The following is a 26,909-nucleotide window of genomic DNA, read 5'->3' as shown; positions in this document are numbered from 1 at the left end:
TGACGCACCCCCTCGGGGGGCAACGAACGAAGAGAGTGTTGGGGGCGGTTCATCGCGGCGGTCAGGAGTTCTCGAGGACGATGCCCTCGATCAGATTGGCGACGTCTTCACAGCGATCGGAAATCGATTCGAGCTGCTCGTAGATCGCCTTGAGCTTGATCAGCTCGCGCACGTCCTCCTGCTCGCGAAACAGACGAGACATCGCCGAGCGCATGACGCGGTCGGCATCGGACTCCAGGCGGTCAATCTCCTCGCAGGTCTTGAGGGCCGCCTCGGTCGTGGCCGGTTTGCTGAGGTGAGGCAGCAACGTCACGGCATGCTGCACGCGCTCGCAACAGCGCACCGACAGCGTGCACAACTGCAGCACCTGCTCAGGCACGGCGCGCACGTCGTAGAGCGACAGCGTCTCGGACGAATCCTGCAGCAGGTCGACGATGTCGTCCATCGCGTTGATCAGGCCATGGATCTGCTCGCGGTCGATGGGCGTGATGAAGGTGCGGTGCAGCAGCCGGTTCACCTCGGCGGTGACGCGGTCGGCAGCATGCTCTGCCTTGTCGACCTCATCGGCGTACTGCGCGCGCAGCGCGGGGTCGGCATAGTTCTCGATCATTTTCTGGAAGGCGCGCGCACCTTCCAGAATGAAGCCGCCGTGCTCATTGAACAGCTCAAAAAAATTGCCCTCTCGGGGCAGCAGCTTGCCAAATAGCATGGCCATCCTTGGATCTCTCGAAGGCGCGGAGTTTACCGGGCGCCGTCATCAAGCCGACCTGAAGATGAAGTAGACGGCCCCCATCAGACACAAGCCCGCCCAAAGGAAGTCCAGCTTCAGCGGCTCGCCCATGTAGTACAGGCTGAAGGGCACGAAGACGGCGAGCGTGATGACTTCCTGCGTGATCTTCAACTGGGCCAGGCTGAAGCCGGCGCCGTGGCCGATGCGGTTGGCCGGCACCTGCAGCAGGTATTCAAACAGCGCAATACCCCAGCTGATGAGGGCCGCGATCCACCAGGGCTTGGTCGCCAGACCCTTGAGGTGGCCATACCAGGCGAACGTCATGAAGACGTTGGACAGCAGCAGCAGGCCAACGGTCTGCCAGCCGGCGAGGGTCGAGAACATCTTCGTATCTCCAGGTCAGAGGGACAGCGGGCCGAGCCGCTCGACGCGCTGGATCTGCCAGCCCTTTCCCGCCGCCAAATGCACCAGCTCCGGCGCTATCTCCAGCAGCGGGCGCAACACGAAGGCGCGTTCGCCCAGGCGCGGGTGGGGCAGCGTCAGCCGTGGTGTGTCAAGGGTCAGCTCGTCATAGAGCAGCAAGTCCAGATCCAGCGTGCGCGGCGCATTGCGATAGGGCCGCTCCCGGCCGTGTGCCAGTTCGATGGCCTGCAGTGCGTCCAATAGTTCAATGGGTAGAAGCGTCGTGTCCAGTGCCACGACGGCGTTCAGGAAGTCCGGACCGCCAGCATCCACCGGCGCGCTGCGCCAGACGCTGGACAGCGTCGCGACATGGCTGCCCGGCAGCGCCGCAAGGCGCAACGCTGCCTGCGTCAACGTGGCAGAAGGGTCGGCGCCCAGGTTGGCGCCCAGTCCGACGTAGGCGCGCGAGCTCACTCGGCGGCAGTTGCGGGCGCTGCGGCGCCCTCCCCGCCACCCGGCTTGCGGCGGCGACGGCGGCGTTTCTTGGCCGGCGCGTCATCGGCCGCCGGCTCGGTTTCTTCACCGGCCGGCGCCTCGGGACGCGGTGCACGCACGACGCGAGGCTGCTTCTGCTGGGTCGCACGGGCGTCGGCCAGCAGGGCCTGACGATCGTCATCGCTGCCCAGCGCGAAGTCTTCCCACCAGTCCGCAAGCGCGGGGTCGATTTCGCCGACGTCGGCGCGCAGACGCAGGAAGTCGAAGCCGGCACGGTAGCGCGGCTGCTCGATGAGGCTGAACACGCCGGAGCCGGTGCGGCGCTCGAAACGGGTCTGCATCATCCAGATCTCGCGCATGTCGGCCGCCAGCTTGCCGCGACCCGAGATGTCGCCGATGCGGGCGTCGAAAACGGCGTCGATCGCCTGGGCCAGGGCCGGCACAGGCGGCTCACCGCCGTTGCGGATCTTGGTCCAACGGTCCAGCACCTCGTGCCAGAGCATGCAGGCGAGCATGAAGCTGGGGCTGACGCCGCGGCCTTCCTGCACCCGCCGGTCGGTATCCTCGAAGGCTTTGCGCACGAAGTCGCCACGCACGCCTTCATACAGGTCGCCGGTTTCGGTCAGCATGGCGTCCAGCACGGCGAACACGCCACGGCCCAGGCCCAGCTTCTTCAGCTGCGCGATGCTGGCCAGCGAATGGCCGGTCTGCAGCAGCTTGATCATTTCGTCGAACAGCCGCGAGGCCGGCACATTGGCCAGCAGGGCCGACGAGGCCTTCACCGGTGCCAGCGTCTTGGGCTCTAGCGTGAAGCCCAGCTTGGCGGCGAAGCGTACGGCGCGGATGATGCGGACCGGGTCCTCGCGATAGCGGGTCTCCGGGTCACCAATCATGCGCAGCAGCTTGGCTTTGGCGTCGGCGAGGCCGCCGTGGTAGTCCACCACCAGTTGGCGCTGCGGGTCGTAGTACATCGCGTTGACCGTGTAGTCGCGGCGGGCAGCATCCTCGATCTGCGGGCCCCAGACGTTGTCGCGCAGCACGCGGCCGCTGGCATCCACGGCGTGGTGCTTGCCATCCAGCTCGGCCTTGCCCGTTTTCTCGTTGCCGGCGATGGCTTCCGATTCCGTCGGCAGCGCGCGGAAGGTTGAGACTTCGATGACCTCGTGCTCACGGCCGCGGCCATAGACGACGTGGACGATGCGAAAGCGCCGGCCGATGATGAACGCACGGCGGAACAGCCCCTTGACCTGCTCGGGCGTCGCATTGGTCGCGACGTCGAAGTCCTTGGGCCGCATGTTCAGCAGCAGGTCGCGCACGGCGCCGCCAACGATATAGGCCTCAAAGCCGGCGTCGGTCAGCGTCTTGACGACCTTGACGGCGCGCTCGTCGAGCAGGTCCGGGTTGATGCGGTGAACCTCGGCCGTCACCTCCATCCGCTTGCCCAGCGGGCTGGATTTCTTGGGAGCTGCGGCGGGCTTGCCAAGCAGTTTGTCGATGAACTTTTTGATCATGCGAAGAGGTGCAACTGGGGCCAGCCCCGTTCGGCGGCGATCGCAGCGAGAGTCGGGCTGGGATTGGTCGCCACAGGGTGGCTGACGCGTTCAAGCAGGGGCAGATCGTTGGTCGAGTCGCTGAAGAAGTTCACGCGCTCGAAATCGCGCCATTGTGCCCCCAGGCCCTGCAGCCACGCCTCCACGCGTGCGATCTTGCCCTCACGGAAGCTCGGGATGCCGCGAATGGCTCCGGTGTAGCGGTGCTCGGCGTCGCGCTCCAGCTCGACAGCGATCAGGTGCTCGATGCCAAAAGCCGCGGCGATTGGCGCTGTGACGAATTCATTGGTTGCCGTGACCAGGGCGATGAGGTCGCCGGCGGCGCGGTGCTTTTCGACCAAGGCCACAGCCTCGGGCCGCAGCGCTGGCCGCATGACCTCGGCCATGAAGCGCTCGCGCATTGCCAGCGCCTCATTCAACGGTCGGCTGCGAAATGCCGAGGTCGCGAAGTCGACATAGGCCGGTAGATCGAGCGTGCCAGCGTTGTACTGGGCAAAGAACTCATCGTTCCTCGCGCCCCAGACCTCGCCATCCACCCACTCGACCTCGACCATGAAGGCGCCGAAGGCGTGATCAGAGTCCACCGGGATCAAAGTCCCGTCCAGGTCAAACAGCGTGAGATTCATAAATTAGGGTCAGAGTCGATTTTTTCTTCAACAGCCTCATCGGCCAGCATGGCCTTCAACAGCGGCAGCGTCAGCGCGCGCTTGGCTGACATGGCGAATTCATCCAGCCGCTCAAGCAAGGCCATCAAGCCTTTGAGGTTGCGCTCAAAGCGGCTCAGCAGATAGGACAGCACTTCGTCGCCAAGCAGCAGGCCGCGGCGGTCGGCTTCGCGGCGCAGCACGGCGCGCATTTCGGCCTCGCGCAGCGGTTCAAGCGCAAAGCTTGGGCCCCAGCCCAGGCGCGTGCGCAGGTCTTCGCGCATGGCCAAGTCCACGGCCGGCACGTCGGCCGTTGCGACAACGGTATAGCCTTGCCCCGCGGTCGCTACGAAAAGGGCGAAGGCGGCATGCTGCTGGCCGGCGTCAAAGCGCTGGCAGTCGTCCAGCAGCAACAGGCTTTCGTGGGCCGGCAGCTCCCAGGGCAAGGCAGTCTCGGCGTCGTACCAGGCAACGCGCTGGCCGGCAGCCTGCCAACGCTCGGCCAAGGCCTGCAGCAGATGGGTCTTGCCCGAGCCGGTCGGCCCCCAGAGCAGCGCGGGTGGATCGCCCGGCTGCAGGCCCATCAGATAGGCCAGAGCCTCGGCATTGGCGCCGGGCAGGAAGTTGTCGAAGCTGTGCGCGGGCGGCGCCAGCAGCGCAAGCGGGATCTGCCTCATTGATCGGCTAACGGAACAGCGAACTCTCGAGATAGGCGCGATGCAGGCGCTTGACCGCAACAGCCGCCACCGCCGACAGCGGCAGCGCGATCAGCACGCCGACGAAGCCGAGCAGGTGGCCGAAGGCCAGCAGCGCGAAGATGACCATCAGCGGGCTCATGCCGATGCGCTCGCCGACGAAGCGCGGCGTCAGCACGAAGCTCTCCAGCAATTGGCCGATGCCAAAGACGATGGCAACGGCGAGGACGCCATAAAGATTTGCGAATTGCAGCAAGCCTGCCAACAGCGCCAGCACCAGGCCCAAGCCAAAACCCAGATAAGGAATGAAGACCGCCAGGCCGGTGAAAACGCCGATGGGCAGGGCCAGATCGAAGCGCGCCAGTGCCAGCCCAACGCTGTAGAAGATGGCCAGAGCCCCCATGACGAGCAATTGGCCGCGCAGGTATTGGCCGAGCGTCTCATGGCATTCGTCGAGGAAGCTGCCAACAGTGTCCCGTGCCGCCGGCGGCACCAGGGCGCGCATGCGCTCGACCAGGCCTGGCCAGTCATCCAGCAGATAGAAAAGCACGACGGGCAGCAGCACCGCATTGCCGATGAAGGCGAGCAGAAAGCTGCCGCCGATGCGGGCGGAGCTCAGCGCCGTCGCCAGCCATTCCTCCAGATTGGCGTCCAGGTACTTCAGCACGAAGGCCTTGATGCTGGCCGGATCGAGCTGCATGTAGATGCCGTGCTCGGCCAACCAGGGCGCGAGCTTGTCATTGGCCAGCTTCGCCAATGCAGGAATCTGCTCGCGCAGCGCCGGCAGCTCCTTGCTGAGGATGGGTAGCACCAGCAGCAGCAACGCCAGCAGGGCCATCGCAAACAGCAGCTCGACCATCAGCACAGCAAGCGAGCGCGGCACACGGCGGTTCACCAGGGCCTGCACAACGGGCGCCAATGCATACGCCAACACCAGTGCAGCGATGAAAGGAGCCAGCACGGGCGACAACAGCCACAGCAGAAGAATGGCGCCCAGGGCGACGCCGCCCCAGGTCAGGGCGGTGCGTTGGTGCTTGCTGAGCTTCATCATGGTGATCGGCGGGCGGGCGCGGATTGTCACTGAAGCGGCCGCCTGGCCTGGTCACGCAGCACCGCCAGGCGGGTTCGCAATCCCGGAGCATCGGATGCATCACCCCGCTCGGCAAGATAGAAGGCCAGATCGTCGGCGGCAGCGGCAAGGGCACCCAGCGTCGCCAGCACCAGACCGCGATCGCGGCGCTCCACCGGGTCGCCCGGCAGCAAGATGACGAGGCGCTGTTGCACGGCCAGCAGCCGCTGCCAGTCTTCGGCGGCGCGGTGAACTTCCTTCAGATTGCGCAGCATGCGTGCCAGGATCTGGCGCTTGCTTGCAGCGCGCAGGAAGAACTCCAGCGGCAAATCGAGGTCGGCGGGCAGCTCACTGCCATGGCGGTAGACGGCCAGGCGCTCATCCAGCCGCGTGGCTGACAGTGATTCGCCCGTGAAGGGGTCGATGACGACCTCGCCAAGCCCGATACGGCACTTGACGAGGAAATGCCCCGGGAAAGCCACGCCCGCAGCGCGCAGACCCGCCTGCTCGGCCAGTTCCAGCAGCAACACGGCCAGCGTGATCGGAATGCCGCGCCGCGTCTCCAGCACCCGATGCACGAAGCTGTTCTCGACCGCGTAGTAATTGTTGAGATTGCCGGCAAAGCCGAGTTCGCCGTGGAAGAAACGTGTCAGCTGGTGCAACCGCTCGGCCGGCACAGTCTCCGGCGTGATGCGTTCGCGCAGGCGGCGCGCCAGCGCGTCCACCTTGGACAGCGCAGCCTGAACATCCAGCTGGGGGTATTCGTCCTGGGCCAGGCTGATGGCGGCCTCAAGCAGATTGAGGCTTTCATCCTCCGCCACCAGCGTGGCGAAGTAGTCCAACGGAGTCGGTGCCGCGTATTTCATCAGCTCGGCCGTCCGAGCGCGCGGGGCCGCATGCCGACGAGCAGCAGCACCGCGAAATAGACGATGGCGCTTCCGGCCAAACTGGCCGCCATCACGAGCCCGCGCTGGATTTCGTGCGCGCCCAGGCCGAGCCAGTCAAGCCTGGTGGCCAGCTGCCATTGCAGTAGGCCCATGGCCGCACAGGCCAGCACCACACGCAGACCGAAGGCCAGCCAGCCGGGCTCGGGGCGATAACTGCCCAGTTTCTTCAGTCCCCAGAACAGCCAGCCCGCGTTGACCAGCGCGCCCATGCCGATGGAAAGCGCCAGGCCCGCGACACCGATCCAGGGCACGAAGACAAGGTTGAACCCCTGTGTCAGCACCAGCACGGCGACGGCGATCTTGGCCGGCGTGCCGGTGTCCTGACGGGCAAAGAAACCGGGCGCCAACACCTTCACCGCAATCAGGCCCAGCAGGCCAACACCCCAACCCATGACCGACTGCGCCGTGTGGGCCACGTCGGTCGCCGTGAAGGCACCGCGGTGGTAGAGCACGGCCGTCAGCGGCTCGGCAAAGACCATGAGCGCCACGGCGCAGGGCAAGGCAAGTAGCATCACCATGCGCAGGCCCCAGTCGAGCAGGCGGCTGTAGCGCACGCTCTCGCCAGAAGCCTGCGCGGCGGACAGCTGCGGGGTCAGCACCGCGCTGAGCGCCACGCCGAGCAGGCCGATGGGAAATTCCATCAGGCGGTCGGCATAGTTCAGCCAGGAGGTTGCGCCCTCGCCGAGGCGGCTGGAGATCTGCGTGTTGATCATCAGCGACAGCTGGGACACGCCCACGCCCAACAGCGCCGGCCCCATGCCCATGATGACGCGACCGACGCCCGGGTTGGCACGTGCTTCCTGGAAACCTCGCCAGCTCAAACGCATGCGTGGCGTCACGCCAATGGCCCGCAACGCCGGCCACTGCGCCAGCAACTGCAGCACGCCGCCGAGCATGACGCCGAAGGCCATCGCATAGATGCCCGGATAGCCCGCGCGCTCCAGTGGCCCGGCCAAGGCCCAGCCGACGGCGACAACGCTGAGGTTGAGCAGCACCGGCGTCGCCGCCGGCACCACGAAGCGCCGCCAAGTGTTCAGGATGCCTGCCGACAAGGCCACCAGCGACATGCAGCCGATATAAGGGAACATGAAGCGCGTCATGGCGACGGACGCATCGAATGCCGGCCCGGGCAGCCCGCCGCCGAGCAGCCAGACCAACAGGGGCGCTGCGACGACACCGATCACGGAGGTCGCCATCAGCGCCCACAGCAGCACGGTCGCAACGGCATCGATGAGGCGCTTCGTTGCCACTTCGCCCTCGGTGGCCCGTGTCGCCGCCAGCAGCGGCACGAAGGCCTGCGAAAAAGCGCCCTCGGCAAACAGGCGTCGGAGCAGGTTCGGGATCCGGAACGCGACGAGAAACGCATCGGTCATCGCGGTGGCGCCGAAAAGGCCCGCCACCATGGTTTCGCGGACAAGGCCGGTGATGCGCGAGGTCAGGGTCAGCAGGGAAATGGTCGACGCAGCACGCAGCAGATTCATGGCGGCGGATTATCTGTGTCGCGAATGGCGCCTCTTGCGATACTCCGCCCTGACACTTGGCTTTAACCCTGATTTCGAGCTATACTCGTCGTCTTTGCACCAACTGGGTATAGATACAGCATGGCTACCAGCTCCAAAGCCAAGAAGAAGACGGTTCGCCTGGCATCGGGTCTCAAGCGCGTCCGCCAGGACGCCAAGCTCAACGCCGCGAATACTGCGCTTCGCTCCAAATACCGTACGGTCGTCAAGAACGTGCAAAAGGCTGTGACCGCGGGCGACAAGTCCAAGGCCGCCGACCTGTTCAAGGCTGCCCAAGCCGTCATCGACTCTGTCGCCGACAAGGGCATCTTCCACAAGAACAAGGCTGCTCGTCACAAGAGCCGCCTGTCCGCCAAGATCAAGGCGCTCGCCGCCTAAGAAACAATCCAGCTCTGGTGCAAGCAAAGAGGCCCGCGCAAGCGGGCCTCTTTGCATCTGCGGCCCGCACCTGCGGGCTGCTTGCATTTCAATGCCACTCGCCTGGCACGACGCCCTGGATGCTGCGGTCGCGCAGCCACTCGGCGACGGCGCGGGCCACCCACTGCGGATCATCCAGCGGCAGATCATGGCCGGCCTTGGTGTGCAGGCGCAGCGGCGCTCCCCACGCCCGGCTGATGGCTTGCGAGCAGCGCCAGTCGACGAGCCCATCGGCTTTACTGCACAACAGCAGCATGGGCGCTGCCGGGCGGGTGCGGCTGGCGCGATAGCGCATGCTGGCCAGCAACTGGCGGGCCGTGTTGCGAACGCCGAGCGGGTGCTGGCGCTGCAACTCCACCCAGCGGTCGATGATGGCCTGAGTCGGCGTCAACCGCGTCGTCAGGCTGAGCACCCTCTCCTCCCGCATGCGGGCGCTGAAGCGGCTCAGCGACAGCAACAGCAGGCCGAGATAGTTCATGGGCCGCGGCTTGCGAAATAACTCGCTGAAAGGCCGTAGGCTGGGATTGATCAGCACACCGGCCTCGACCTCGTTGGGGTAGCGACTCGCCCATTCGCTCAGCACCGCCCCCCCCAGCGACATGCCGACCAGCGACACCGGCCCGCTGACGCCGTGCCGTTGCAACTGTTCCCGGCAAGCATCAACGATGGCCGACACCTGGGTAGGGCTGACCTGGCGGCGCAGCGCGCCCGTGCCGGGCAGATCCAGCAGCAGCAAGCGGGAAGCCGGCTGGAGCGCACGCAATTCGCGCAGCAAGTGTTCGGGAAACACACCCCAGTGCCCGCTCGCACGCGACAGGCCGCGCAACAGCACCCAGACAGGCGTGGGCGTGCGCTCCGCCGGCGCGGCGGAAAGCGGGTCTGAAGCCGCAGTGGCGGCGCTGTCGTTGATCGGCATGTTTCCAAACATTGCCGGCGAGGATAACGGCGCCCCGCACAGGTGCACCCTGGGACTCTCGCTAGGAGAGACGAAATCAAGCGCCCTATTTGCCGCCTGGGCCTTCGGGCAGCAGGCAAGCGTCGGCAACTTGGAGGTTGTTGTCGCGCGCGAAGTTCATGACGAAGTCCCAGGCCATGGGCTCGAGGCGCTTGAGCTCCTCGTTGACGATGACGCACTTCACGCCGTTGATGACGGTGGGCACGCACAACGGTGAATAGCCGATGTAGGCACCGATGCCGCCACGTGCGCCGCCGGGGCGAAAGCAGGACATTGCCCCCGCCAGCCGCTCGGCCCAGTCGCTCGGTCGGAAGGTTTTGCCATCCAGGGTCACACCTTGGATGAAGACTTCGCGCGGCGGGGGAGCAACGGTCATGGACAGAGGGACTTCGCTGTACAGCGGGGCACCGCTGCCAAAGACCGCTATTGTGCCTCGACACCAAGCCGTCTGTTGCGGCGCAGCAATTGCCTCGGCATCAACCTTAGAATCAAAAGTCCCTTTTTTCTCGACTCATCAGGAGACCCGATGAACGCTGTCCCTCCCTCGTCCGAGCCCCATGTCATGCCGACCTATGGCCGCCTGCCCGTTGCGCTTTCGCACGGCCAGGGCTGCTGGGTCTGGGACACGGAAGGCCGACGACTGCTGGATGGACTGGGGGGTATCGCGGTCAACACGCTGGGCCACAACCACCCGCGCCTGGTGGCGGCACTGCAGGATCAGATCTCCAAGCTGATCCATACCAGCAACTACTACCGCGTGCCTTTGCAGGAGCAACTCGCCGCCAAGCTCTGCGAGCTTTCGGGCCTGGCCAATGTCTTCTTCTGCAATAGCGGACTCGAGGCCAACGAGGCGGCTTTGAAGATCGCCCGCAAGTTTGGCCATGACCGCGGCAACAGCTCGCCCGAGGTGCTGGTCTTCGAGGGCGCCTTCCATGGCCGCTCGATCGCCACGTTGTCTGCCACCGCCAATCCCAAGATCCAGGCCGGCTTCGGGCCACTGGTGCCGGGCTTCGTGCGCGTGCCGCTGAACGACATGCCCGCCCTTGAGGCCGCCCTGGCCGCTCACCCCAACATCACGGCCATCTTCCTGGAGACCATCCAGGGCGAAGGTGGCATCAATCCCGCCCGCATCGAGTTCCTGCAGGCCCTGCGTCGCATCTGCGACGAACGCGACCTGCTGCTGATGCTGGACGAAGTGCAATGCGGCGTGGGCCGCACCGGCAAGTGGTTCGCCCATCAGTGGGCGGGCATCAAGCCGGATGTCATGCCGCTGGCCAAGGGCCTGGGCTCGGGCGTGCCCATTGGCGCCGTCGTCTGCAGCCCGCGCGCCGCCGACGTGCTGAAGGCGGGCAACCACGGCACGACCTTTGGCGGCAACCCGTTGGCCATGCGCGCCGGCGTCGAGACGTTGAAGATCATGGAAGAGGACGGCCTGCTGGCAAATGCCGAGGCCGTTGGCGCCACGCTGCGCGGTGCGCTGCGCGATGGGCTGGCCGGCGCGGCAGGCTTCGTCGAGATCCGCGGCCAGGGCCTGATGCTGGGCATCGAGCTCGACCGGCCGGCCGGCGCGCTGCTGGGTCAAGCCTTGGATGCCGGCCTGCTGATCAGCGTCACGGCCGACCGCGTGGTGCGTCTGCTGCCGCCGCTGATCCTGACGCACGACGAAGCGCGCGAGATCGCGGCCCGCCTCGTGCCGCTGATCAAGGTGCTGCTTGCGCAGCCCAAGCCATGAAGCCGGGGGATGCACTGATGCGTCACTATCTGCAGTTCAAAGACCTGCGCGCCGAGGAATACGCCCACCTGTTCGACCGCGCCGGCATCATCAAGCGTCGCTTCAAGAACTACGAGAAATACCAGCCCCTGCAGGACCGCACGCTGGCCATGATCTTCGAGAAGGCCAGCACGCGCACGCGCGTCAGCTTCGAAGCGGGCATGTACCAGATGGGCGGCTCCGTCGTGCACCTGACGACGGGCGACAGCCAGCTCGGCCGGGCCGAGCCCGTGGAAGACTCGGCGCGCGTCATCAGCCGCATGGTCGACATCGTCATGATCCGCACCTACGAGCAGAGCAAGCTCGAGGCGTTTGCGGCGCACTCACGCGTGCCGGTCATCAACGGCCTGACCAACGAGTACCACCCCTGCCAGATCCTGGCCGACCTGTTCACCTTCATCGAGGCCCGCGGCATGGACCGGCGTGGCGCCATCGACATGGACTGCCTGAAGGGCCGCGTCGTGGCCTGGGTAGGCGATGGCAACAACATGGCCAACACCTGGCTGCAGGCGGCCGAGATCCTCGGCTTCAAGGTCCACGTCAGCACGCCCAGTGGCTATGGCGTCGACCCTGCTGTGGCCGGTATCAAGGACGCGAGCTGCTACCGCGTGTTCAACGACCCGCGCGAGGCTTGCGACGGCGCCGACCTGGTGACGACCGACGTCTGGACCAGCATGGGCTATGAGGCCGAGAACGAGGCACGCAAGGCAGCGTTCGCGGACTGGTGCGTGGACCGCGCCATGATGGCCCGCGCCAAGCCCGATGCGCTCTTCATGCACTGCCTGCCGGCGCATCGCGGCGAGGAGGTGGCTGCGGACGTCATCGACGGACCGCAGTCGGTCGTGTGGGATGAAGCGGAAAACAGAATGCACGTGCAGAAGGCACTCATGGAGTACCTTCTGCTCGGGCGGATTGGCTGACAGCCAAGACGTCACCGCCGGAAGGCGGTGCATTTTGTTTGGGCTTGGCTAACTTTGCGCAGCAAAGTTAAGCGCCGACTGGCGCGGCCAAGACCAGAATCGCATGCACGTGCAAAAGGCACTCATGGAGTACCTGCTCCTCGGCCGCATTGGCTGATCTGCCTTCTCAACAAGGAACCCGGCTTGCTCAGCCGGCTTTTTTGCTCGAGGAAGCTCAGCCGCGACGGCGACGGGCCAGCAGCAGGGCCGCACCGCCGAGCATCAGCGCGATGCTGCTGGGTTCCGGCACGGCCGAGATGTTGTCCAGGGCGGCAACGCCGTTCGCGCCGCTCAGGTCAAAGGACTGGGCGACGCCGCTGAATGCGAAGACCTTCTGGCTCCAGACCGAATAGTCGGTCGTGTTGGCCGCCACCGTGAATGTGCCCAGCAGCGTGCCGCTGCCGTTCAGGCCGGAATAGGCCTTGACCTCGAAGTCCGCCGTCGCCGAGGTGTAGAAGCTCAAGCCGCCCGCGAGCCCGCCAGACACATTCATGTAGGCGGCAGTGTTGACGATACCGTCCAGCTGCACGAACGCCACGCCCAGCGGCGACGGGGCACCCGAGAAGTAGGTGAAGTCGGCGTCGTTGGACAGCCCCAGCACATTGGTGAAGGTCACTCCGTCGGCTGCATAGGTGTTGGCCACCTCGTCGCCGTAAGTCCAGTTCTTTTCAAAGTCCACGGACAGCGGTGCGGCCGCGAAAGCCGGCGAGGCCAGGCCAAGGGCCAGGGCGAGAGTGGCGAGCTTCATTGAAAACTCCAGAGCTTGAAGGTTGGGGCGGCAAAAGGAAGAACGCCGCTGCGTTTGAATCGGGCCGGAGTGTGGTGGCCAAAGACGACAGGCGCGTGACGCCCCAGAGTCATGGGCTCCGTCACAGCGTCGTCACCAGCGCCTGCGATGGTTGCCGCCCATGTCAGCCTCCCCCCTACCCCGCCGCCACCTGCTGCTCGCTGCCAGCGCTGCCTACCTGGGCCTGGCCCGCCCGGCACGGGCCTGCGAGTTCTTCAGCAGCCATCTGCGCATCTGGCACCCCTGGACTCGCACCGCCCGCGTCGACGCCGACACGGCTGTGCTGTGCATGCGCTTCGATGAGGTGCAGCGCGCGGATCGCTTGATCGGCGTCGAAACCCCGGTGGCGGCTGGAGCACGCCTGGCCGGGCGCGCCGCACCCGCCAAGGCGCAGAGCTTGTCCCTGCCGATCCAGCCCGGCCAAACGCTGGAGCTGACGGAGAACGGCCTGCACATCGAGCTGCTCGATCTGCAACAGCCGCTGCAGATCGGCCGCAGCTATCCCTTGCGTCTCATCTTCGAGCTCGCCGAGCCCGTCAACGCCACGCTCACCGTCGACTTCGCCGGCCTGCGCTGAACGCGTCTCAGCGGCGTCGCGATGCCGTCACGCCAGGGTCACGGCCGCTTCCTAGCATCCGCCCCGTTCCACGCCTCCCCTATTCCCTTCCGGAGCCGCTTCCATGCCCCACTATTTCACCAAGAGCCAGATCGCCTTGGCCGCCGTGGCTGCCCTCAGCAGCATCGTCGTCATCGCGCCGACCGTCGCCACCGCCGCAGGCAAGACGCCGGGCAAATACGTCTCCGGTGACTTCCACAACCACACCACCTGCTCGGACGGCTCGATCTCGATGCAGAAGCTGGTGAAGAAGGTCACCGACAAGTCCGAGACGCCTTGGGGCCTGGACTGGTTCGTGCAGGCCGGCCACGGCGGCAATGGCAACCGCAATTGCACATTGGTCGAGGATGCTTCGCTGGCCACGCCGGCCTACCCCTATGTCGCCGGCAAGGGCCCGACGACGACCTGGGCCAACAGCATCGGCGCGGCCAACCTCAAGGGCAACGGCGGCGGCGTCGGCGGCACGGGCAACATGTGGCGCTGGCAGTCGCTGCAGGAGTACCAGTACCCCGTCATCGAGTACCTCGCGGCCCAGAAGAACCTGCCGCTGTTCCTCGGGCTGGAGTCCGTCGTCGCCGGCCATGAGCACAGCTCGATGTCGGTGATCACTGGCCAGATGCCGGCCTCCGTCGACGCCGTCACGCTGCCCACCGCCCCCGGCTATTCGCCGCTTGGCAACGCCAACGCACTGGCCCAGTGGTCCTACTGCTTCGACCGCAACGATACCGACACCAGCCGCGGCAACGTGACCGGCTCGACCACGGGCAACAACTGGAATTGCGCCAACCCGAACAGCGCCGACTCCACCTCGGCTGCCTTGGGCTGGAGCGCCACTGGCCAGAAGCTCATTCCGGCCACCGGCGCCGGCGTCGGTACGCGCGGCCACCTGAAAACCGTCGAAGCCATGAAGTGGATGGCGAACTTCCACGGCAATGCCAGCTACTACGTGCCCGCCCACCTGGAGCGCGCCGGCCCGTTCAACCCGAACGGCAACAACGGCTTCAACATCGAGCACCTGCGCAACTTCAACAACGCCGCGCCCAACGTCGCCTTCGGCTTTGAATCGCAGCCCGGCCATGGCGCTGCCGACAACCGCGGCGAGTACCAGGTCAAGCGCAACAACATCGGCGGCGTGCTGACCGACTCCGTCGGCGGCACGACCTACGGCGGCACTGGCGTTTATGCCGGCCAGGTCGGCGGCGTCTGGGACGCCCTGCTCGGCGAAGGCCGCAACTGGTGGTTCTTCGCCAGCTCCGACTGGCACAACCGCGGCCAGTTCGGCCCGGATGACCGCCGCTCGTCGCAAGACTTCTACCCTGGCGAATACCAGCGCACGCACGTGCTGGTCCGCAACGGTGCCGACAAGCTGCGCCCGCAGACCATCGTCGACGGCCTGCGCACCGGCAACGCCTGGGCGGCCTCTGGCCAGTTGATCGACCGCCTGGCGTTCGTGGCCTGCGCTTCATACCCAGGCATCGGCGCCCGCACCAACGCCTCGGTCGAGGCGATTGCCGTCGCCGCGGCGACCAACGCCACCGACATCGACAAGGCTGGCTGCGCCACCATGGGCGAGAAACTCGCGGTCCGCCCCGGTGCGGAGATCGTCGTGGCCGTCGTGCTGCGCGACCCGGACGGCGCGAATTTCGCTCCCTACTCGTTCCCGAACCCGTCGCTGCTGCAGGTCGGCATCAACCAGCCGATCAACAAGCCCGTGTTGGACCATGTCGATGTCATCCGCGGCCTCGTGACCGGCTACAAGACGCCCGGCTCGGCCGACTACGCCGGCGAATGGCCGCGCAACACCGACTGGCTGCGCGCCGATGGCAGCACCGCCGGCCTGTCGGCCGTGCCGGCCGCCGCCAAGAACACGTCGGCCGCCATCCTGAAGACCTTCAGCGGCAACGGCGGCTCGGCCTGGACGCAAGTGCCGTCGGGCGTGGACAACAGCGTCTTCCTGAAGATGAGCTTGCGCATCCCGGCGGTGCAAGCCTCGCAGTACGTGCGCCTGCGCGGCAGCAACATGCCGGCGGCCGTGCCCTTCGAGACGGACGCCAACGGCAACCCGCTGGCCGACGTCTTCACGAACGCCAACGACACGACGATGCTGCGCATCCCCTGCACGACGGTGGCCACCAACCTGCCGGCCGCCGGGGCGACCTGGACCCAGGCCAACGGCACCATCAACGGCTGCCCGGCTCACCTGGCCACGGCCACCGGCGCGGGCAACCCGATCGCTGGCCAGAAGGCCGTGTCCTACGACGTGGCGGCCTGGGCCGACCTCTGGTTCTACAGCAACCCGATCTACGTCGAGGTGGCCAACTCGGTGGCCGTCGCCGGCGTCAAGTAAAGCAGACGGGAGCCCCGCTCCCGACGACACCCGCCAGGGCGCCGCAGCGATGCGGCGCCCTTTCTTTCGTCGCGCGTGAGCGCCCCCAGCGGCCACGCTTGTCGTCAATTTGTCTTGCAGCGTCGATAGCATCCGCCGCCTGTGCCCCGCCTTCAGAGACCGATGTCCACTCAGCTTTCCTTGACCCCCACCGCCGAGGCGCCACCCCGTCCCTCCGGCCTGCCGAGCTGGACCCGCGAACCGCTGTTGCACTTCCTTCTGCTGGGCGCCGCATTGTTCGGCGTGGACCGCCTGCTCAACCGCGACACCGCGGGGTCCAACGAGATCGTCATCAGCGCCGAAGTCGACCGCGAGGCCCGCGAGCTGTTCAAGGCCAAGCGCGGCCATGAGCCCAACGCCGAAGAGACCGCCGCGCTGCGCCAGGTCTGGCTGGACAACGAGGTGCTCTACCGCGAAGGCCTGGCGCTGCAGCTCGACAAAGGCGACACCGCGATTCGTGAACGCGTCATCTTCAAGGCGCTCAGCGTGGTCGACGGCGGCACCCAGCTGCCGCCGGTGAAGGAGGCCGTGCTGCGCGACTGGTTCGAGAAGCACCGCGCGCGCTACGACGAGCCGGCGCGGTTCGACTTCCAAGAGGCCGTGCTGGGCGGTGAATCGAACGAAGCGGACGTGCGCGCTTTCGTCGACGTGCTGAACAACGGTGTGCCCGGCGACACCAAGGCCGGGTTGCGCGTCTTCAAGGGCCGGCCGCACAGCAACCTGCTGCAGAGCTACGGCGAGGACTTCGCGAAGGCACTGGAAGGCGCCACCGTGGGCCAGTGGCTGGCGCTCCAATCGCGTGAGGGCTGGCATGCCGTGCGGCTGGACGCAACCAGCGGCGCCAGGCCGGCCAGCTTCGAGGCGTTGCGCGGCGTGATGCTGCAGGACTGGACCGACGCGACGCTGGCCGCCCAACGCAGCGCCGCAGTGGCCGCCCTGGCCAGGAAGTACACCGTCAAGGTGGAGGCGCCCGCCCCATGAAGCGTGGGTGGAACTGGCTGTGCACCTTGCTGTGGCTCGCCGTTGCGGCCACCGCCCTGCCTGCCTCAGCGCATGAAATGAGCATGGCCGAGTTGCAGTTGCGCGAAACGCAGCGCGGTGAATTCGTCTGGCAGTGGTCGGCGGGCGAGAAGCGTCCTGTCGGTCAGGACCTGACGCCGGTATGGCCGCAAGGGTGCACGGCCCAGGTCAATGCGCTGCGCTGCGGCGACCAGGGCCTGGCCGGCACGATGTCGGTCAAGGGCGTCGGTGAACGCTACTCCGCGGCCGTCGTCAAGGTCGTCTGGATGAACGGTGACACCCGCGTCTACACGCTGACCAAGGCCCAGCCTACGGTGCAGCTCTATGGCGCCGCCAGCGACCCACGCGGCATGGGCGAGATCGCCAGCGCCTACACGCTGCTTGGCGTCGAGCACATCCTCGGCGGCATCGACCACCTGCTCTTCGTCATCGGCCTGCTGTTCCTCGTCGGCTTCCGTCGCCGCCTCGTCTGGACCATCACCGCCTTCACGGCCGCGCACAGCCTGACGCTGGCGAGCAGCGCCCTGGGACTGCTGACGCTGCGCTCGGCACCGGTGGAGGCCAGCATCGCGCTATCCATCGTGCTCGTTGCGGGCGAAGCCCTGCACAAGCGCCAAAGTGATAAGGAAACCCTCGCACGTCGCTGGCCGGCCCTCGTCGCCTTCCTGTTCGGCCTGGTTCACGGCCTGGGGTTTGCCGGCGCATTGAAGGAAATCGGCCTGCCCGACAACCATCTGCTCGTTGCGCTGCTGACCTTCAACGTCGGCGTCGAACTGGGGCAGTTGATGACGGTGGGGGCGTGCTGGTGCCTGTGGCGCTTCACCAGCCGCTGGCCGGCTGCGCAGCGGCTGCGCCCTGTGCTGCTCTACATGATCGGTGCCGTTGCGGCCTATTGGTCCTGGCTGCGGGTGGCGGCGGTGCTGGCATGACGGATGAGGTGATCGGCCTCTTCCCCGTGCCGCTGCAGCGCTCAGGCGGCGTGCTGCCGCCACCGCTGGTGAACGCGCTGGTCGACCACTTCAGCACCCAGGCCCTGCAAGCCAACAACAGCTCCGGCGCGCTGTCGCACACCCGCATGCTGCAGCCCTCGGACAGCCCCCTGCTCGTGCAGGCAGCCGCACTCATCACGCCCAAGATCGCGGAGTTCGGCCGCCACCTCTTCGGCGAGACCCTGGGCTGGGCTATCAAGGAGATGTGGGTCAACGTGCTCGACACCGGCGGCCGCCAGGCCATGCACAACCATGCCAACAGCTTTGCCTCCGGCGTGGTCTACCTGACCGAGACCGACGACTCGGCGCGCACCGTCTTCATAAAGTCGCCCGGCGGGCATGACTTCGCGATCAAAAACGACCATGCCGGCGTCGTGATCGGCCCGTATAACGCCGAGAAGTGGGTCAGCCCAGCGCCAGCGCCGGGCGACCTGATCCTCTTCCCCAGCTACCTGATGCACGCCGTGCCGCCGAATGCCGGCGGGCGCCGCATCAGCCTGGCCCTCAACGCGATCCCGACGCGGCTGGAAAGCTGGGGCTATACCTTGAGCTTCAACAGTTGAGGGCGCTCGCACTGCTGCTGATGGCCGCGTCCGGCTTTGCCGGGCTGGGCTACCAGATCGTCTGGACGCAGCAACTCGGCCTCGTGCTGGGTCACGAATCGGCCGCCGTGCTCGCGGTAGTGGCGGCCTTCTTCGGGGGGGTGTCGCTGGGCTCGTTGCTGCTGGGCCAACGCATCGACGCGAGCCCACGACCGCAGCGCTGGTATGCCGCCTGCGAGGCGCTGATCGGCTTCTGGGGCGCTGTGCTGATGGCCGCCATGCCCGCGGCCAGCGACGCGGCGCTCGCGCTGATCGGCCCCGACGCCGCGCCGCTGTGGCAGTGGGGCATTGCCTTTGCAGCGAGCTTCATGCTGCTGCTGCCGGCCACCGCCGCGATGGGCGCCACGCTGCCGGCCATGGCCCGCATCGGTACCGCTGGCGTTGCGCCGCTGTATGCCGCGAACACACTCGGCGCTGTCGCCGGCGTGTTGGCCACGGCCTTTTGGCTGATTCCGAATTGGGGTCTGACCCGCAGCGCGGGGCTTTGCGTCGCCCTCAACCTGGGCTGCGCATTGCTGGCCGGCGTTTCACTGCAATCCCGCCCCACACCGGCGCTTGGCGCGTCGACATCGAGCCGGCCCCTCGTCCTGCTGGCACTGACCGGCCTGCTCGGCATCGCCTACGAAGTGCTGGCCGTGCGCGTGCTCAGCCAGGTGGCCGAGGACACCGTCTACACCTTCGCGCTGCTGCTGGCCGTCTATCTCGCTGGCAGCGCGCTGGGCGCCGCGGCGCATGCACGCTGGCCAGCGCTGCGCGACACGCCGCGCTTGCTGCAAGCCCTGGCGCTGAGCATCCTGCTCGGCATGGCCGCGCTGTGGGGCGCCGAGGCGATCAAGTCATGGTTGCAGCCTGAGACGCTGGCCGCAGCATTGGCCACCGAGGCCCTGCTCGCCGTCGCCGTGTTCGCGCTGCCGACGCTGCTGATGGGCGCCCTGTTCTGCCAGCTCAGCGCCGACGCGTCCGCGGCCGGCATCGCGTTCAGCCGCGCACTCGGCGTCAACACGCTGGGCGCCACGCTGGCCGCGCCGCTGTTCGGCGTGTTCATCGCGCCGGCCCTCGGCCCCAAACACGCCTTGCTCCTCGTCGCAGCGGGCTATCTGCTGCTCCTGCCGGCCTGGCGCAGCTTCGGCTGGTCGCTACCTGCCGCAGCCACCGCAGCGCTCGCGGTTCTGGCACCGCCGCTGGCCTTCGTCGACCAGCCCGACGGCGGCCGCATCCTCAGCTATCGCGAAGGCGCTATGGCCGCCGTCAGCGTCGTCGAGGACGCCACGGGCGTGGCGCGGCTTCGCATCAACAACCGCCAGCAGGAAGGCAGCAGCGCGACGCTGCATGTCGATGGCCGCCAGGCGCTGCTGCCGCTGCTGCTGCATCCCGCGCCGCAGCGCGCCCTCTTCCTCGGCCTGGGCTCGGGCATCACGGCTGGCGTGGCCGCGCAGCTGCCTGGCGTGCAGGTGGAGGCCGTCGAGCTGCTGCCCGAAGTCATTGAAGCCTCCGCGCTGTTCCGCCCTGCGCTCGGCGAAGGCCCCAGCCCGCGCCTGCATGCCGCCGACGCGCGCCGCTTCGTGCGCACTACCGCGCAGCACTATGACGTCATCGTCTCCGACAACTTCCATCCCGCCCGCAGTGGCTCGGGCGCTCTCTACACGGTCGAGCATTTCCGCGCCGTGCGCGAGCGGCTGGCTCAGCGAGGCTTGTTCTGCCAATGGCTGCCGCTCCACCAGCTCGATCTGGACACGCTGCGCAGCATCACGGCGGCCTTCCTGCAGGCCTTTCCCGACGGCGCGGCCATACTCGCCAGCAACAGCCTGGACACGCCCACACTGGGCCTTGTCGGGCGAACCGGCGGTACCCGCTTTGCGCCGAGGGTGGCGCCGGCGCTGGCGGGTCGTTTCGGCCTTGGCGACAGCTTCGCCGTGCTCGGCAGCTTCATCGCCGATGCCCCCGCGCTGCTCCGCTTTGCCGGCAATGCGCCGCTGAATACCGACGACCATCCCTGGGTGGCCTACCGCGCACCCCGCGTCACCTATGCGCCCGACGCCGCACCGCGCGACCGCCTGCTGGCGCTGCTGGGCCAGGTGAGCGTCGACATGGGCGCCCTGCTCGCCCAACCAGATGCTGCAGGGGCCGCGCGCCTCTCGGCCTACACGCAGGCTCGCCGCGACTATCTGGACCTGGGCCGCCGCACCATACCCAGCGCAGACCCTGCCGTCATGCTGGCTCGCATCGGCCCGCCCCTGCTGGCCGTGCTGCGCCAAAGCCCCGACTTCCAGCCCGCTGCCGAGCCGCTGCGCCGGATCGCTCAAGCCCTGGCCCCGCGCGACGCGGCGGCAGCACAGCGCCTGCTCGCATCCCTGGCCGATATCCGCCCCGATCTCGCCGCCCCCTGACCCGGTGTTGGGCCGGCGTCAGCGCTTCGTGGCAAGCTGCGGCCCATGCGTTGGGCTTTCATCACAGATATTCATGCCAATAAACAGGCCCTGCAAGCCGTCCTGGCGGACGCCCGGGCCCAGGGCGCCACGCGCTATGCGCTGCTGGGCGACTTCGTCGGCTACGGCGCCGACCCGGCCTGGGTGGTCGAACAGGTCATGGCCCTGGTCACCGACGGCGCCATCGCCGTGCAGGGCAACCACGATGAAGCCGTGGTCCATGGCGGCACGCCGGGCATGCACCCCGATGCCCGCGCGGTCATCGACTGGACACGCGCCCAGCTGAACGAAGACCAGCTCCGCTTCCTGGCGCGGCTGCCGTTGCGGGCTCACGGCGAGCCCGGCCATTGCCTGTTCGTGCATGCCAATGCCTTCGATCCCAATGGCTGGGAATACGTGCAAGGCCGCGCCGAGGCCGTGAAGAGCCTGCACGCCAGCGCGGCGCGCATCCAGGTCTGCGGCCACATGCACGAGCCCATGCTCTTCCATCTCTCCGGCACCGGCAAGGCGGGCGACTTCCGGCCCGTGGCCGGCGTGCCCATGCCGCTGCCGGCGCATCGCCAGTGGCTGGTCATTCCCGGCTCCTGCGGGCAGCCGCGCGACGGCAATCCGGCGGCCTGCTATGCGCTGCTTGACCCCGGTAAATCCGATCTGGACGATGCCCGCATCACCTTCCAGCGCGTGGCCTACGACGTTGACGCGGCCGTCGCGGCCCTGCGCGCAACCGACCTGCCGCCGCTGATCGCCGAGCGCCTGGCCGGCCGCCTCACCCGCGGAGAGTGATGACCACCAACCCACCCTTGCCACCCGCCCCACCCGCGCCACTCGAACCGGGCCAGGTGCTGGACGGCTTCCGGCTGGAGGCTCGCCTGCACCAGGGCGGCATGGCCAACCTGTGGCGGGTCAGCCGCGTAGAGGGCGGTGACAGCAGCGCCGATGACGACATCGAACTGCTGATGAAGGTGCCGCGCATCAAGGGCGGCGAGGACCCGGCCACCATCGTCGGCTTCGAGGTCGAGCAGATGCTGATGCCCCAGCTCAGCGGCCCGCATGTGCCGCGCTTCGTCGCCCGCGGTGACTGGACGCGCCAGGCCTTCATCGTCATGGAGCGCATTCCGGGCGACACGTTGCGCCCGCGGCTGGACGATGCACCGCTGCCGCCCGAGGAAGTGGCCGACATCGGCGCCCGCGTCGCCACGGCCCTGGCCGCGCTGCACCGCCAGCATGTCGTGCACCTGGACATCAAGCCGAGCAACATCATGTTCCGGCCCGACGGCACGGCCGTGCTGGTCGACTTCGGCCTGAGCCGCCACGAGCTGCTGCCCGACCTGCTCGAAGAGGAGTTCACGCTGCCGATGGGCACGGGGCCCTATATGAGCCCCGAGCAGGTGCAGTTCGTGCGCAACGACCCTCGCAGCGACCTGTTCGCCCTGGGCGTCATGCTCTATCACCTGGCCACGGGCGAGCGCCCTTTCGGCCAGCCGGACTCGGTGCGCGGCCTGCGCCGGCGCCTCTTCGTCGAACCCGTCCCGCCGCGCGTCATCCGCCCCGAGCTGCCGCCCTGGCTGCAGGAAATCATCCTGCATTGCCTGGAGGTCAAGCCCGAGCGCCGCTACCAGAGCGCCGCCCAGCTCGCGCTGGACCTGCGCGAACCCGCCGGCGTGGCGTTGACCGCGCGCGCTGAGAAGCTGCAAGTCAGCGGCAGCATGAGCCGGCTCAGGCGCTGGTTCCTCGCGCTGGGCGCCGAACCCGCGCCCGCGGCGCCGGCCGGCCAGCAACTGGCGCGCAGCCCCATCGTCATGGCGGCGGTGGATGTGGACAACGCGACGCCCGAACTGCTGGCCCAGCTCTGCGAAACGGTGCGCCGCATCGTGCAGACCGAAGCCGGCGCGCGGCTGGCCTGCGTCAGCGTGATGCGCGTGAACCGCATCGGCATCGACGAGCTGACTGACCAGCACGGCCAGAGCCTGCACGTGAAGCAGCTTATCGCGCTCAAACACTGGGCGCGGCCCATCAGCAAGGCGCTGTCGCTGGCGGACGGGCGGCTGACCTTTCACGTGCTGGAAGCCCCCGACGCAGCCGGTGCCATCATCGACTTCGCCCACCGCAACGGCGTGGACCACATCGTCATGGGCGCGCGCGGCGCGTCGGCATTGAGGCGCTACCTGGGCAGCGTGTCGGGCCAGGTCGTGGCCGAGTCGGACTGCACGGTCACCGTCGTCCGCGAGCCGGCAGGCGGCTGAAACAGCGCGTTTCGCTGCCTCTTGAAACCTCGCAAGCCGCTCCTAATTCGGCGCTGATGCCCGCCCGTCCGGGCATCTCGACTTGAAAGGAGGCTTGCATGTACTCGTCACTCTGGACTTTTCCTTCCAGCTTCTTCTCCGACTTCGACCGCCTGCAGCGCGAGTTCGATGAGCACTTCAGCGGCCTGAGCGCGCCGTCCAGCATCCGCTCGGTGGCGCCCGGCGCCTTCCCCGCCATCAACGTGGGCAACACGCCGACCAGCGTGGAGGTCTATGCCTTCGCGCCGGGGCTGGATGCCTCGAAGCTTGACGTGACCGTCGACCGCGGCGTGCTGAGCATCTCCGGCGAACGCGCCGCCCCGGCGCGGGACGGCGGCGCCCGCAGCTACAGCCGCGAACGCTTCAGCGGCAACTTCCGCCGCGCCGTCAACCTGCCGGATGACGCCGACGCGTCGCAGGTCAAGGCCAGCTACCGCGACGGCGTGTTGCGCGTCAGCGTGGCCCGCCTGGCCGAAGCCCAGCCGCGGCGTATCGCCATCCAGTGAACCGAGCCAAGGAGACCCACATGAACACCAACGCTGTTCAAACCGACACCGGCCGTGACCGCTCACCCGCCCGCCAGGGCGCTGACAACGAACCGACGCGGGCGATGGTGCCGCGCGTGGACGTCAGCGAGGACGACACGGGCATCACGCTGCTAGCCGACCTGCCCGGCGTGACTCGCGATCAGCTCGAGCTGCGCGTGGAAGCCGACACGCTGCACATCGAAGGCGCCGTGGACGCGGCGACCCCGGGCGGCTTGGAGGCGGTCTATGCCGAGGTCCGCCTGCCGCGCTACCGCCGCTCCTTCACGCTCAGCCGCGAGCTTGACGCCTCGCACATCGAGGCCCAGCTCAAGGATGGCGTGCTGAAGCTGCGCATTCCCAAGCAGGCGCATGCGCAGCCGCGACGCATCGAGGTGTCGGCCGCCTGAGGCCGTTGCACCGCGGCGCTTCAATGACCTGTGAGGTCATCGACGCGCCGCGGGCCGGGCATCAGACTTCCTGGCATCAACACACCAGGAGCCCACGATGCCCGCCTTTGATGTCCTGCCCCTCGCCGTCGCGCTGCTGATCGGCATTCCCGCCTTTGGCTCCTGCCTGGGCATCGGCCTGGCCAGCATGAAACTGCTGGAAGGCATGGCGCGCCAGCCCGAGCTGGCACCCGAGCTGCAGACCAAGTACTTCCTGGCGGTGGGCGTGACCGACGGCGCCTTCATCATCGCCACCGGCATCGGCCTGTGGTTCGCGACGGCGAATCCCTTCGCCCACTGAGCCTCGGTTCAGCCGCCGAAATAAGGGTCGCCCGCGGGGCGCTTCTTGCGCGCCGGAGCAATCTGCGTGGTGATCGTCACCGCGCCCCCGCTGGCAGCGATCTTGACGTCCGTCGGCGCACCTTCGACGAGCTGGTCGGGGTGCCAGATGCGCACCCGCGCCGGGCCTTCCGGCAGGCCTTGCAGCACGGCCTTGCCGTCCTCGCCGCCGAGCTTGGCCCAGGGCGTGTCGGCCACGTAGATGTGGCCGCGCATGGAGCCGTGGATGTGGCAGCCCAGCAGATAGGCGCCGGGCTGGCTCAACACCTTGCTGTCAGCGGCCGGTGGCTTGGTGCCAACGCGGCCGGCGAGTCGGAACTGGGTGTTTTGGCCCGGGTCAACGTAGACGCCACCGGCCCCCATCAAGCCGAGGATGACGTGGTGGTCCCAGCTGTCCAGGTTGCTGAAGCTGACCTTGGCGCCCAGGCCAACGACGCTGACCGTGGGCACGAAGCGCAGCTTTTCCTGCACGATGGTCGCCTCCATCACCGTGGTCGGCCGCTGGCCCTGTACCGCACTGTCGACCAGCACGACGGCGTCGGCCAGTGGCTTGCCGTTGCGATCCATCACCGTGACGGTCAGATCCGCGGCCTGGGCTGCGGCGGCGGCCAGCAGCAGGAGGGTGCCAAGGAATGCGCGCATGGTGGGCTGGGATGAGCTGGGGTCGATCCAGTGTCTCACCGGTGCCTACACTGGCTGGATGAGTGACAACCCCTGTTTGAGCTGCGGCGCCTGCTGCGCGAGCTTTCGGGTCGACTTCGACCGCAGCGAACTGGAGAGCGAAGGCGGCCGCGTGCCCGACGGCCTGGCGGTGGAGCTGGCGGGGCGCCTGGTGCGCATGCGCGGCACCGACCATGCCCAGCCGCGCTGCGCAGCGCTCAGCGGCAAGGTGGGCGTGAAGGCCAGCTGCGGCATCCATGAATGGCGGCCTTCGCCCTGCCGCGAGTTCGGCGAGCGCGCGCCCATGGGGATTGGCGACGAGGCCTGCGCCCGGGCCCGGGCCCGGCACGGGCTCCTTCCGATCTGACCCGGTACGGGCCGCCGCAGATCTAGGATCCCGCCGGCCCTCGGATCGGTATGCGCTGCTGGCGCTGCTGCTCGCGGATCTCGTTCAGCCAGGCCAGCTTGGCACCATACATCTCGCGGTCCTTCACCGTCGCACTGTTCTCCAGCGCCTTGGCGATCTCGCCGCGCGCACCCGACACATCGCCCATGCCGTAGTTGGCCAGGCCCAGCCAGAAATGGAACTCCGGCACATAGGCAGCTCGCGCCAATTCCTTGCGGAACAGCTGGCGGGCGGCCGCGTATTCGCCCGCCCGCATGGCCGCCAGGCCCTCGTCGAAGAACTTGTAGGGCGCAATGGGCTGGATCTGGGCGAGCTGGTTGGAATAGACCAGAGCCTCCTCCCGGCGACCGGTGTCACTGAGCACCAAGACCAGGTTGGACATCGCCTGCGTGTTGAGCGGCTCGCGGTCCAGCACCAGGCGCAGCGTCGCCTCGGCACGGTCCAGCAGCCCCTTGCGGCGGTAAAGCACGGCCAGCGTGTTATAGGCCGACAACCAACGCGCATCGGTGCGGATGGCCTCGCGCGCCCACCAGTAGGCGTCGTCGACCTTGCCCACCGTCAGCGCCTCCGCGGCCCGGTTGTTCAGGAACATCGCCAGGATGGTGGACTCGTCGACGACCCGGCCGCGATGGCCGCGCACCTGGTCGGGCGGCAGGAAGTCGATGGTCAGCAACTCCGGGTCACCGAAGACGGCTGCGCGGCCGACGGCCAGCGGCCGGGCCAGGCTGATGTTGACGTGGCCGGCGACGAAGAAGATGTTGTTGGAGCGGGTCCAGCTCTCTTCCAGGAAGACGCTGTTGAAGCGCACCGGCAGGTTCAGGTGGCGCGCGAAGGCCGCCGTCATCAGCACCAGCGACATGCAGTTGCCACGCTTGGCCTCGAAGGCCTCGGCTGCCGTGCGGGTGGTCTCGGCGTCGTAGTCCAGCTGCAGCCGGCCCTTGGTGTAGAGGGCGTCGATGAGGCCATCGCGCAGACCTTTGTTGCGGATCTCGCTGGCCATCTCTTTCTCGGCGAAGCGCTTCATCGCCGGGCTCAGCGCCAGCGCCTCCTGCGCATCGACGTGGACGCTGGGCGGCTTGAACGCGGAATCGATGAAGACATCGGTGCGCGGCGGTGGCCTGGTTTCGATGGCGCAGCCGCTCAGCCCGGCCGCCGTGGCGATCAGGGCCAGGGCGGCGCTCAAGGTACGGATCTTGTTCATGGCAGTTCCCTGCTCTCGCTGCAGTCTCCTGGTTGAAGCTTAGTCCTGCGCTGCCCGCATGTCGTGAG

General features: G+C 67.6%; 29 protein-coding genes. 15 read left to right on the top strand and 14 right to left on the bottom strand.

Annotated features, from left to right (window positions below; all coding sequences use genetic code 11):
* Positions 1–61: 61 nt before the first annotated feature.
* The 9 genes from ASC95_RS19275 to murJ are packed head-to-tail and all read right to left on the bottom strand — an operon-like array spanning position 62 to position 8,013.
* Positions 62–709 (bottom strand): DUF47 domain-containing protein, encoded by a 648-nt coding sequence (locus ASC95_RS19275; RefSeq protein WP_056201905.1) that lies wholly within the window; start codon positions 707–709, stop codon positions 62–64.
* A 48-nt stretch (positions 710–757) separates the two neighbouring features.
* Positions 758–1,114 carry a DMT family protein gene (locus tag ASC95_RS19270; protein WP_056201903.1) on the bottom strand — a complete coding sequence of 119 codons (357 nt, stop codon included), beginning with the start codon at positions 1,112–1,114 and terminating at the stop codon, positions 758–760.
* A 15-nt stretch (positions 1,115–1,129) separates the two neighbouring features.
* Positions 1,130–1,606, bottom strand: a complete 477-nt coding sequence (folK, locus tag ASC95_RS19265; RefSeq protein ID WP_057299315.1) for a 2-amino-4-hydroxy-6-hydroxymethyldihydropteridine diphosphokinase — start codon at positions 1,604–1,606, stop codon at positions 1,130–1,132.
* Positions 1,603–3,138: a polynucleotide adenylyltransferase PcnB gene (gene pcnB, locus ASC95_RS19260; protein ID WP_057299314.1), complete on the bottom strand. Its 1,536-nt coding sequence runs from the start codon at positions 3,136–3,138 to the stop codon at positions 1,603–1,605. The genes folK and pcnB overlap by 4 nt, the downstream gene beginning before the upstream one ends.
* Positions 3,135–3,803, bottom strand: a complete 669-nt coding sequence (locus tag ASC95_RS19255) for an HAD family phosphatase (RefSeq protein ID WP_057299313.1) — start codon at positions 3,801–3,803, stop codon at positions 3,135–3,137. Before ASC95_RS19255 ends, pcnB begins: the two co-directional genes overlap by 4 nt.
* Positions 3,800–4,498 (bottom strand): DnaA ATPase domain-containing protein, encoded by a 699-nt coding sequence (locus tag ASC95_RS19250; protein ID WP_057299312.1) that lies wholly within the window; start codon positions 4,496–4,498, stop codon positions 3,800–3,802. The genes ASC95_RS19255 and ASC95_RS19250 overlap by 4 nt, the downstream gene beginning before the upstream one ends.
* Before the next feature lie 7 nt (positions 4,499–4,505).
* Positions 4,506–5,567, bottom strand: coding sequence for an AI-2E family transporter (locus tag ASC95_RS19245; protein WP_369820623.1), 1,062 nt, complete (start codon positions 5,565–5,567; stop codon positions 4,506–4,508).
* Between the two features lie 26 nt (positions 5,568–5,593).
* Positions 5,594–6,451, bottom strand: coding sequence for a SirB1 family protein (locus tag ASC95_RS19240; RefSeq protein WP_057299311.1), 858 nt, complete (start codon positions 6,449–6,451; stop codon positions 5,594–5,596).
* Complete coding sequence (murJ, locus tag ASC95_RS19235) at positions 6,451–8,013, bottom strand: murein biosynthesis integral membrane protein MurJ (protein ID WP_057299310.1); 1,563 nt, start codon at positions 8,011–8,013, stop codon at positions 6,451–6,453. Before murJ ends, ASC95_RS19240 begins: the two co-directional genes overlap by 1 nt.
* 120 nt (positions 8,014–8,133) lie before the next feature.
* Between murJ and rpsT the strand changes: the two genes are divergently transcribed.
* Complete coding sequence (rpsT, locus tag ASC95_RS19230; RefSeq protein ID WP_056201882.1) at positions 8,134–8,430, top strand: 30S ribosomal protein S20; 297 nt, start codon at positions 8,134–8,136, stop codon at positions 8,428–8,430.
* A gap of 88 nt (positions 8,431–8,518) precedes the next feature.
* On the opposite strand, the gene ASC95_RS19225 is transcribed toward rpsT, so the two are convergent.
* A complete protein-coding gene (locus ASC95_RS19225) occupies positions 8,519–9,385 on the bottom strand; it encodes an alpha/beta fold hydrolase (protein WP_057299309.1) in 867 nt (288 codons plus the stop codon).
* Between the two features lie 85 nt (positions 9,386–9,470).
* Positions 9,471–9,800 (bottom strand): DUF3579 domain-containing protein, encoded by a 330-nt coding sequence (locus ASC95_RS19220; protein ID WP_057299308.1) that lies wholly within the window; start codon positions 9,798–9,800, stop codon positions 9,471–9,473.
* Between the two features lie 150 nt (positions 9,801–9,950).
* Between ASC95_RS19220 and ASC95_RS19215 the strand changes: the two genes are divergently transcribed.
* Positions 9,951–11,156 carry an aspartate aminotransferase family protein gene (locus tag ASC95_RS19215; RefSeq protein ID WP_057299307.1) on the top strand — a complete coding sequence of 402 codons (1,206 nt, stop codon included), beginning with the start codon at positions 9,951–9,953 and terminating at the stop codon, positions 11,154–11,156.
* Between the two features lie 17 nt (positions 11,157–11,173).
* Positions 11,174–12,115 (top strand): ornithine carbamoyltransferase, encoded by a 942-nt coding sequence (gene argF / locus ASC95_RS19210; RefSeq protein ID WP_200960178.1) that lies wholly within the window; start codon positions 11,174–11,176, stop codon positions 12,113–12,115.
* Positions 12,116–12,329: 214 nt separating this feature from the next.
* Here the strand turns inward: argF and ASC95_RS32005 are convergent, their stop codons facing one another.
* Positions 12,330–12,902: a PEP-CTERM sorting domain-containing protein gene (locus ASC95_RS32005; protein WP_057299305.1), complete on the bottom strand. Its 573-nt coding sequence runs from the start codon at positions 12,900–12,902 to the stop codon at positions 12,330–12,332.
* Positions 12,903–13,062: 160 nt separating this feature from the next.
* Here ASC95_RS32005 and ASC95_RS19200 point away from each other — a divergent pair, with 160 nt between their 5' ends.
* The 11 genes from ASC95_RS19200 to atpE all read left to right on the top strand — a co-directional run bounded on the left by ASC95_RS19200 (position 13,063) and on the right by atpE (position 24,536).
* The gene (locus ASC95_RS19200; RefSeq protein ID WP_057299304.1) at positions 13,063–13,518 is read left to right on the top strand and encodes a copper chaperone PCu(A)C; all 456 of its coding nucleotides are present in this window, start codon (positions 13,063–13,065) and stop codon (positions 13,516–13,518) included.
* A gap of 103 nt (positions 13,519–13,621) precedes the next feature.
* Entirely contained in the window at positions 13,622–15,904 is a 2,283-nt protein-coding gene (locus tag ASC95_RS19195; protein WP_057299303.1) for a hypothetical protein, read from the top strand.
* Positions 15,905–16,084: 180 nt separating this feature from the next.
* Entirely contained in the window at positions 16,085–16,924 is an 840-nt protein-coding gene (locus tag ASC95_RS19190) for a peptidyl-prolyl cis-trans isomerase (RefSeq protein WP_235537976.1), read from the top strand.
* Positions 16,921–17,892, top strand: coding sequence for a HupE/UreJ family protein (locus tag ASC95_RS19185; protein ID WP_057299301.1), 972 nt, complete (start codon positions 16,921–16,923; stop codon positions 17,890–17,892). The genes ASC95_RS19190 and ASC95_RS19185 overlap by 4 nt, the downstream gene beginning before the upstream one ends.
* The gene (locus ASC95_RS19180) at positions 17,889–18,515 is read left to right on the top strand and encodes a TIGR02466 family protein (protein ID WP_057299509.1); all 627 of its coding nucleotides are present in this window, start codon (positions 17,889–17,891) and stop codon (positions 18,513–18,515) included. The genes ASC95_RS19185 and ASC95_RS19180 overlap by 4 nt, the downstream gene beginning before the upstream one ends.
* Positions 18,512–20,941: a fused MFS/spermidine synthase gene (locus tag ASC95_RS19175; protein ID WP_235537975.1), complete on the top strand. Its 2,430-nt coding sequence runs from the start codon at positions 18,512–18,514 to the stop codon at positions 20,939–20,941. Before ASC95_RS19180 ends, ASC95_RS19175 begins: the two co-directional genes overlap by 4 nt.
* Positions 20,942–20,986: 45 nt before the next feature.
* Positions 20,987–21,763, top strand: coding sequence for a metallophosphoesterase (locus tag ASC95_RS19170; protein WP_057299300.1), 777 nt, complete (start codon positions 20,987–20,989; stop codon positions 21,761–21,763).
* The gene (locus ASC95_RS19165) at positions 21,763–23,223 is read left to right on the top strand and encodes a bifunctional serine/threonine-protein kinase/universal stress protein (RefSeq protein ID WP_057299299.1); all 1,461 of its coding nucleotides are present in this window, start codon (positions 21,763–21,765) and stop codon (positions 23,221–23,223) included. The genes ASC95_RS19170 and ASC95_RS19165 overlap by 1 nt, the downstream gene beginning before the upstream one ends.
* Before the next feature lie 98 nt (positions 23,224–23,321).
* Positions 23,322–23,768, top strand: coding sequence for an Hsp20/alpha crystallin family protein (locus ASC95_RS19160; protein ID WP_057299298.1), 447 nt, complete (start codon positions 23,322–23,324; stop codon positions 23,766–23,768).
* A 20-nt stretch (positions 23,769–23,788) separates the two neighbouring features.
* The gene (locus tag ASC95_RS19155; protein WP_057299297.1) at positions 23,789–24,196 is read left to right on the top strand and encodes an Hsp20/alpha crystallin family protein; all 408 of its coding nucleotides are present in this window, start codon (positions 23,789–23,791) and stop codon (positions 24,194–24,196) included.
* Positions 24,197–24,293: 97 nt separating this feature from the next.
* Positions 24,294–24,536: a F0F1 ATP synthase subunit C gene (gene atpE / locus ASC95_RS19150; RefSeq protein WP_057299296.1), complete on the top strand. Its 243-nt coding sequence runs from the start codon at positions 24,294–24,296 to the stop codon at positions 24,534–24,536.
* An 8-nt stretch (positions 24,537–24,544) separates the two neighbouring features.
* Here the strand turns inward: atpE and ASC95_RS19145 are convergent, their stop codons facing one another.
* Entirely contained in the window at positions 24,545–25,216 is a 672-nt protein-coding gene (locus tag ASC95_RS19145; RefSeq protein ID WP_057299295.1) for a hypothetical protein, read from the bottom strand.
* Between the two features lie 58 nt (positions 25,217–25,274).
* On the opposite strand from ASC95_RS19145, the gene ASC95_RS19140 reads away from it, so the two are divergent.
* Positions 25,275–25,601, top strand: a complete 327-nt coding sequence (locus ASC95_RS19140; RefSeq protein WP_057299507.1) for a YkgJ family cysteine cluster protein — start codon at positions 25,275–25,277, stop codon at positions 25,599–25,601.
* A gap of 22 nt (positions 25,602–25,623) precedes the next feature.
* Here the strand turns inward: ASC95_RS19140 and ASC95_RS19135 are convergent, their stop codons facing one another.
* Positions 25,624–26,841: a tetratricopeptide repeat protein gene (locus ASC95_RS19135; protein ID WP_057299294.1), complete on the bottom strand. Its 1,218-nt coding sequence runs from the start codon at positions 26,839–26,841 to the stop codon at positions 25,624–25,626.
* Positions 26,842–26,909: the final 68 nt, after the last annotated feature.

The organism is Pelomonas sp. Root1217 (genome assembly GCF_001425705.1).
In the GTDB taxonomy this organism is placed as follows: Bacteria; Pseudomonadota; Gammaproteobacteria; order Burkholderiales; family Burkholderiaceae_C; genus Pelomonas.
Note: the sequence above shows the minus strand (reverse complement) of the source record. Positions and strands in the feature narration are given on the sequence as shown.

What these genes read in the sequence shown, in the direction of transcription:
- ASC95_RS19275 (WP_056201905.1), bottom strand. Translation starts at nt 709, where the DNA reads ATGCTATTTGGCAAGCTGCTGCCCCGAGAGGGCAATTTTTTTGAGCTG.
- ASC95_RS19270 (WP_056201903.1), bottom strand. Translation starts at nt 1,114, where the DNA reads ATGTTCTCGACCCTCGCCGGCTGGCAGACCGTTGGCCTGCTGCTGCTG.
- pcnB (WP_057299314.1), bottom strand. Translation starts at nt 3,138, where the DNA reads ATGATCAAAAAGTTCATCGACAAACTGCTTGGCAAGCCCGCCGCAGCT.
- ASC95_RS19255 (WP_057299313.1), bottom strand. Translation starts at nt 3,803, where the DNA reads ATGAATCTCACGCTGTTTGACCTGGACGGGACTTTGATCCCGGTGGAC.
- ASC95_RS19250 (WP_057299312.1), bottom strand. Translation starts at nt 4,498, where the DNA reads ATGAGGCAGATCCCGCTTGCGCTGCTGGCGCCGCCCGCGCACAGCTTC.
- ASC95_RS19245 (WP_369820623.1), bottom strand. Translation starts at nt 5,567, where the DNA reads ATGATGAAGCTCAGCAAGCACCAACGCACCGCCCTGACCTGGGGCGGC.
- ASC95_RS19240 (WP_057299311.1), bottom strand. Translation starts at nt 6,451, where the DNA reads ATGAAATACGCGGCACCGACTCCGTTGGACTACTTCGCCACGCTGGTG.
- murJ (WP_057299310.1), bottom strand. Translation starts at nt 8,013, where the DNA reads ATGAATCTGCTGCGTGCTGCGTCGACCATTTCCCTGCTGACCCTGACC.
- rpsT (WP_056201882.1), top strand. Translation starts at nt 8,134, where the DNA reads ATGGCTACCAGCTCCAAAGCCAAGAAGAAGACGGTTCGCCTGGCATCG.
- ASC95_RS19225 (WP_057299309.1), bottom strand. Translation starts at nt 9,385, where the DNA reads ATGCCGATCAACGACAGCGCCGCCACTGCGGCTTCAGACCCGCTTTCC.
- ASC95_RS19220 (WP_057299308.1), bottom strand. Translation starts at nt 9,800, where the DNA reads ATGACCGTTGCTCCCCCGCCGCGCGAAGTCTTCATCCAAGGTGTGACC.
- ASC95_RS19215 (WP_057299307.1), top strand. Translation starts at nt 9,951, where the DNA reads ATGAACGCTGTCCCTCCCTCGTCCGAGCCCCATGTCATGCCGACCTAT.
- argF (WP_200960178.1), top strand. Translation starts at nt 11,174, where the DNA reads ATGCGTCACTATCTGCAGTTCAAAGACCTGCGCGCCGAGGAATACGCC.
- ASC95_RS32005 (WP_057299305.1), bottom strand. Translation starts at nt 12,902, where the DNA reads ATGAAGCTCGCCACTCTCGCCCTGGCCCTTGGCCTGGCCTCGCCGGCT.
- ASC95_RS19200 (WP_057299304.1), top strand. Translation starts at nt 13,063, where the DNA reads ATGTCAGCCTCCCCCCTACCCCGCCGCCACCTGCTGCTCGCTGCCAGC.
- ASC95_RS19195 (WP_057299303.1), top strand. Translation starts at nt 13,622, where the DNA reads ATGCCCCACTATTTCACCAAGAGCCAGATCGCCTTGGCCGCCGTGGCT.
- ASC95_RS19185 (WP_057299301.1), top strand. Translation starts at nt 16,921, where the DNA reads ATGAAGCGTGGGTGGAACTGGCTGTGCACCTTGCTGTGGCTCGCCGTT.
- ASC95_RS19180 (WP_057299509.1), top strand. Translation starts at nt 17,889, where the DNA reads ATGACGGATGAGGTGATCGGCCTCTTCCCCGTGCCGCTGCAGCGCTCA.
- ASC95_RS19170 (WP_057299300.1), top strand. Translation starts at nt 20,987, where the DNA reads ATGCGTTGGGCTTTCATCACAGATATTCATGCCAATAAACAGGCCCTG.
- ASC95_RS19165 (WP_057299299.1), top strand. Translation starts at nt 21,763, where the DNA reads ATGACCACCAACCCACCCTTGCCACCCGCCCCACCCGCGCCACTCGAA.
- ASC95_RS19160 (WP_057299298.1), top strand. Translation starts at nt 23,322, where the DNA reads ATGTACTCGTCACTCTGGACTTTTCCTTCCAGCTTCTTCTCCGACTTC.
- ASC95_RS19155 (WP_057299297.1), top strand. Translation starts at nt 23,789, where the DNA reads ATGAACACCAACGCTGTTCAAACCGACACCGGCCGTGACCGCTCACCC.
- atpE (WP_057299296.1), top strand. Translation starts at nt 24,294, where the DNA reads ATGCCCGCCTTTGATGTCCTGCCCCTCGCCGTCGCGCTGCTGATCGGC.
- ASC95_RS19145 (WP_057299295.1), bottom strand. Translation starts at nt 25,216, where the DNA reads ATGCGCGCATTCCTTGGCACCCTCCTGCTGCTGGCCGCCGCCGCAGCC.
- ASC95_RS19140 (WP_057299507.1), top strand. Translation starts at nt 25,275, where the DNA reads ATGAGTGACAACCCCTGTTTGAGCTGCGGCGCCTGCTGCGCGAGCTTT.
- ASC95_RS19135 (WP_057299294.1), bottom strand. Translation starts at nt 26,841, where the DNA reads ATGAACAAGATCCGTACCTTGAGCGCCGCCCTGGCCCTGATCGCCACG.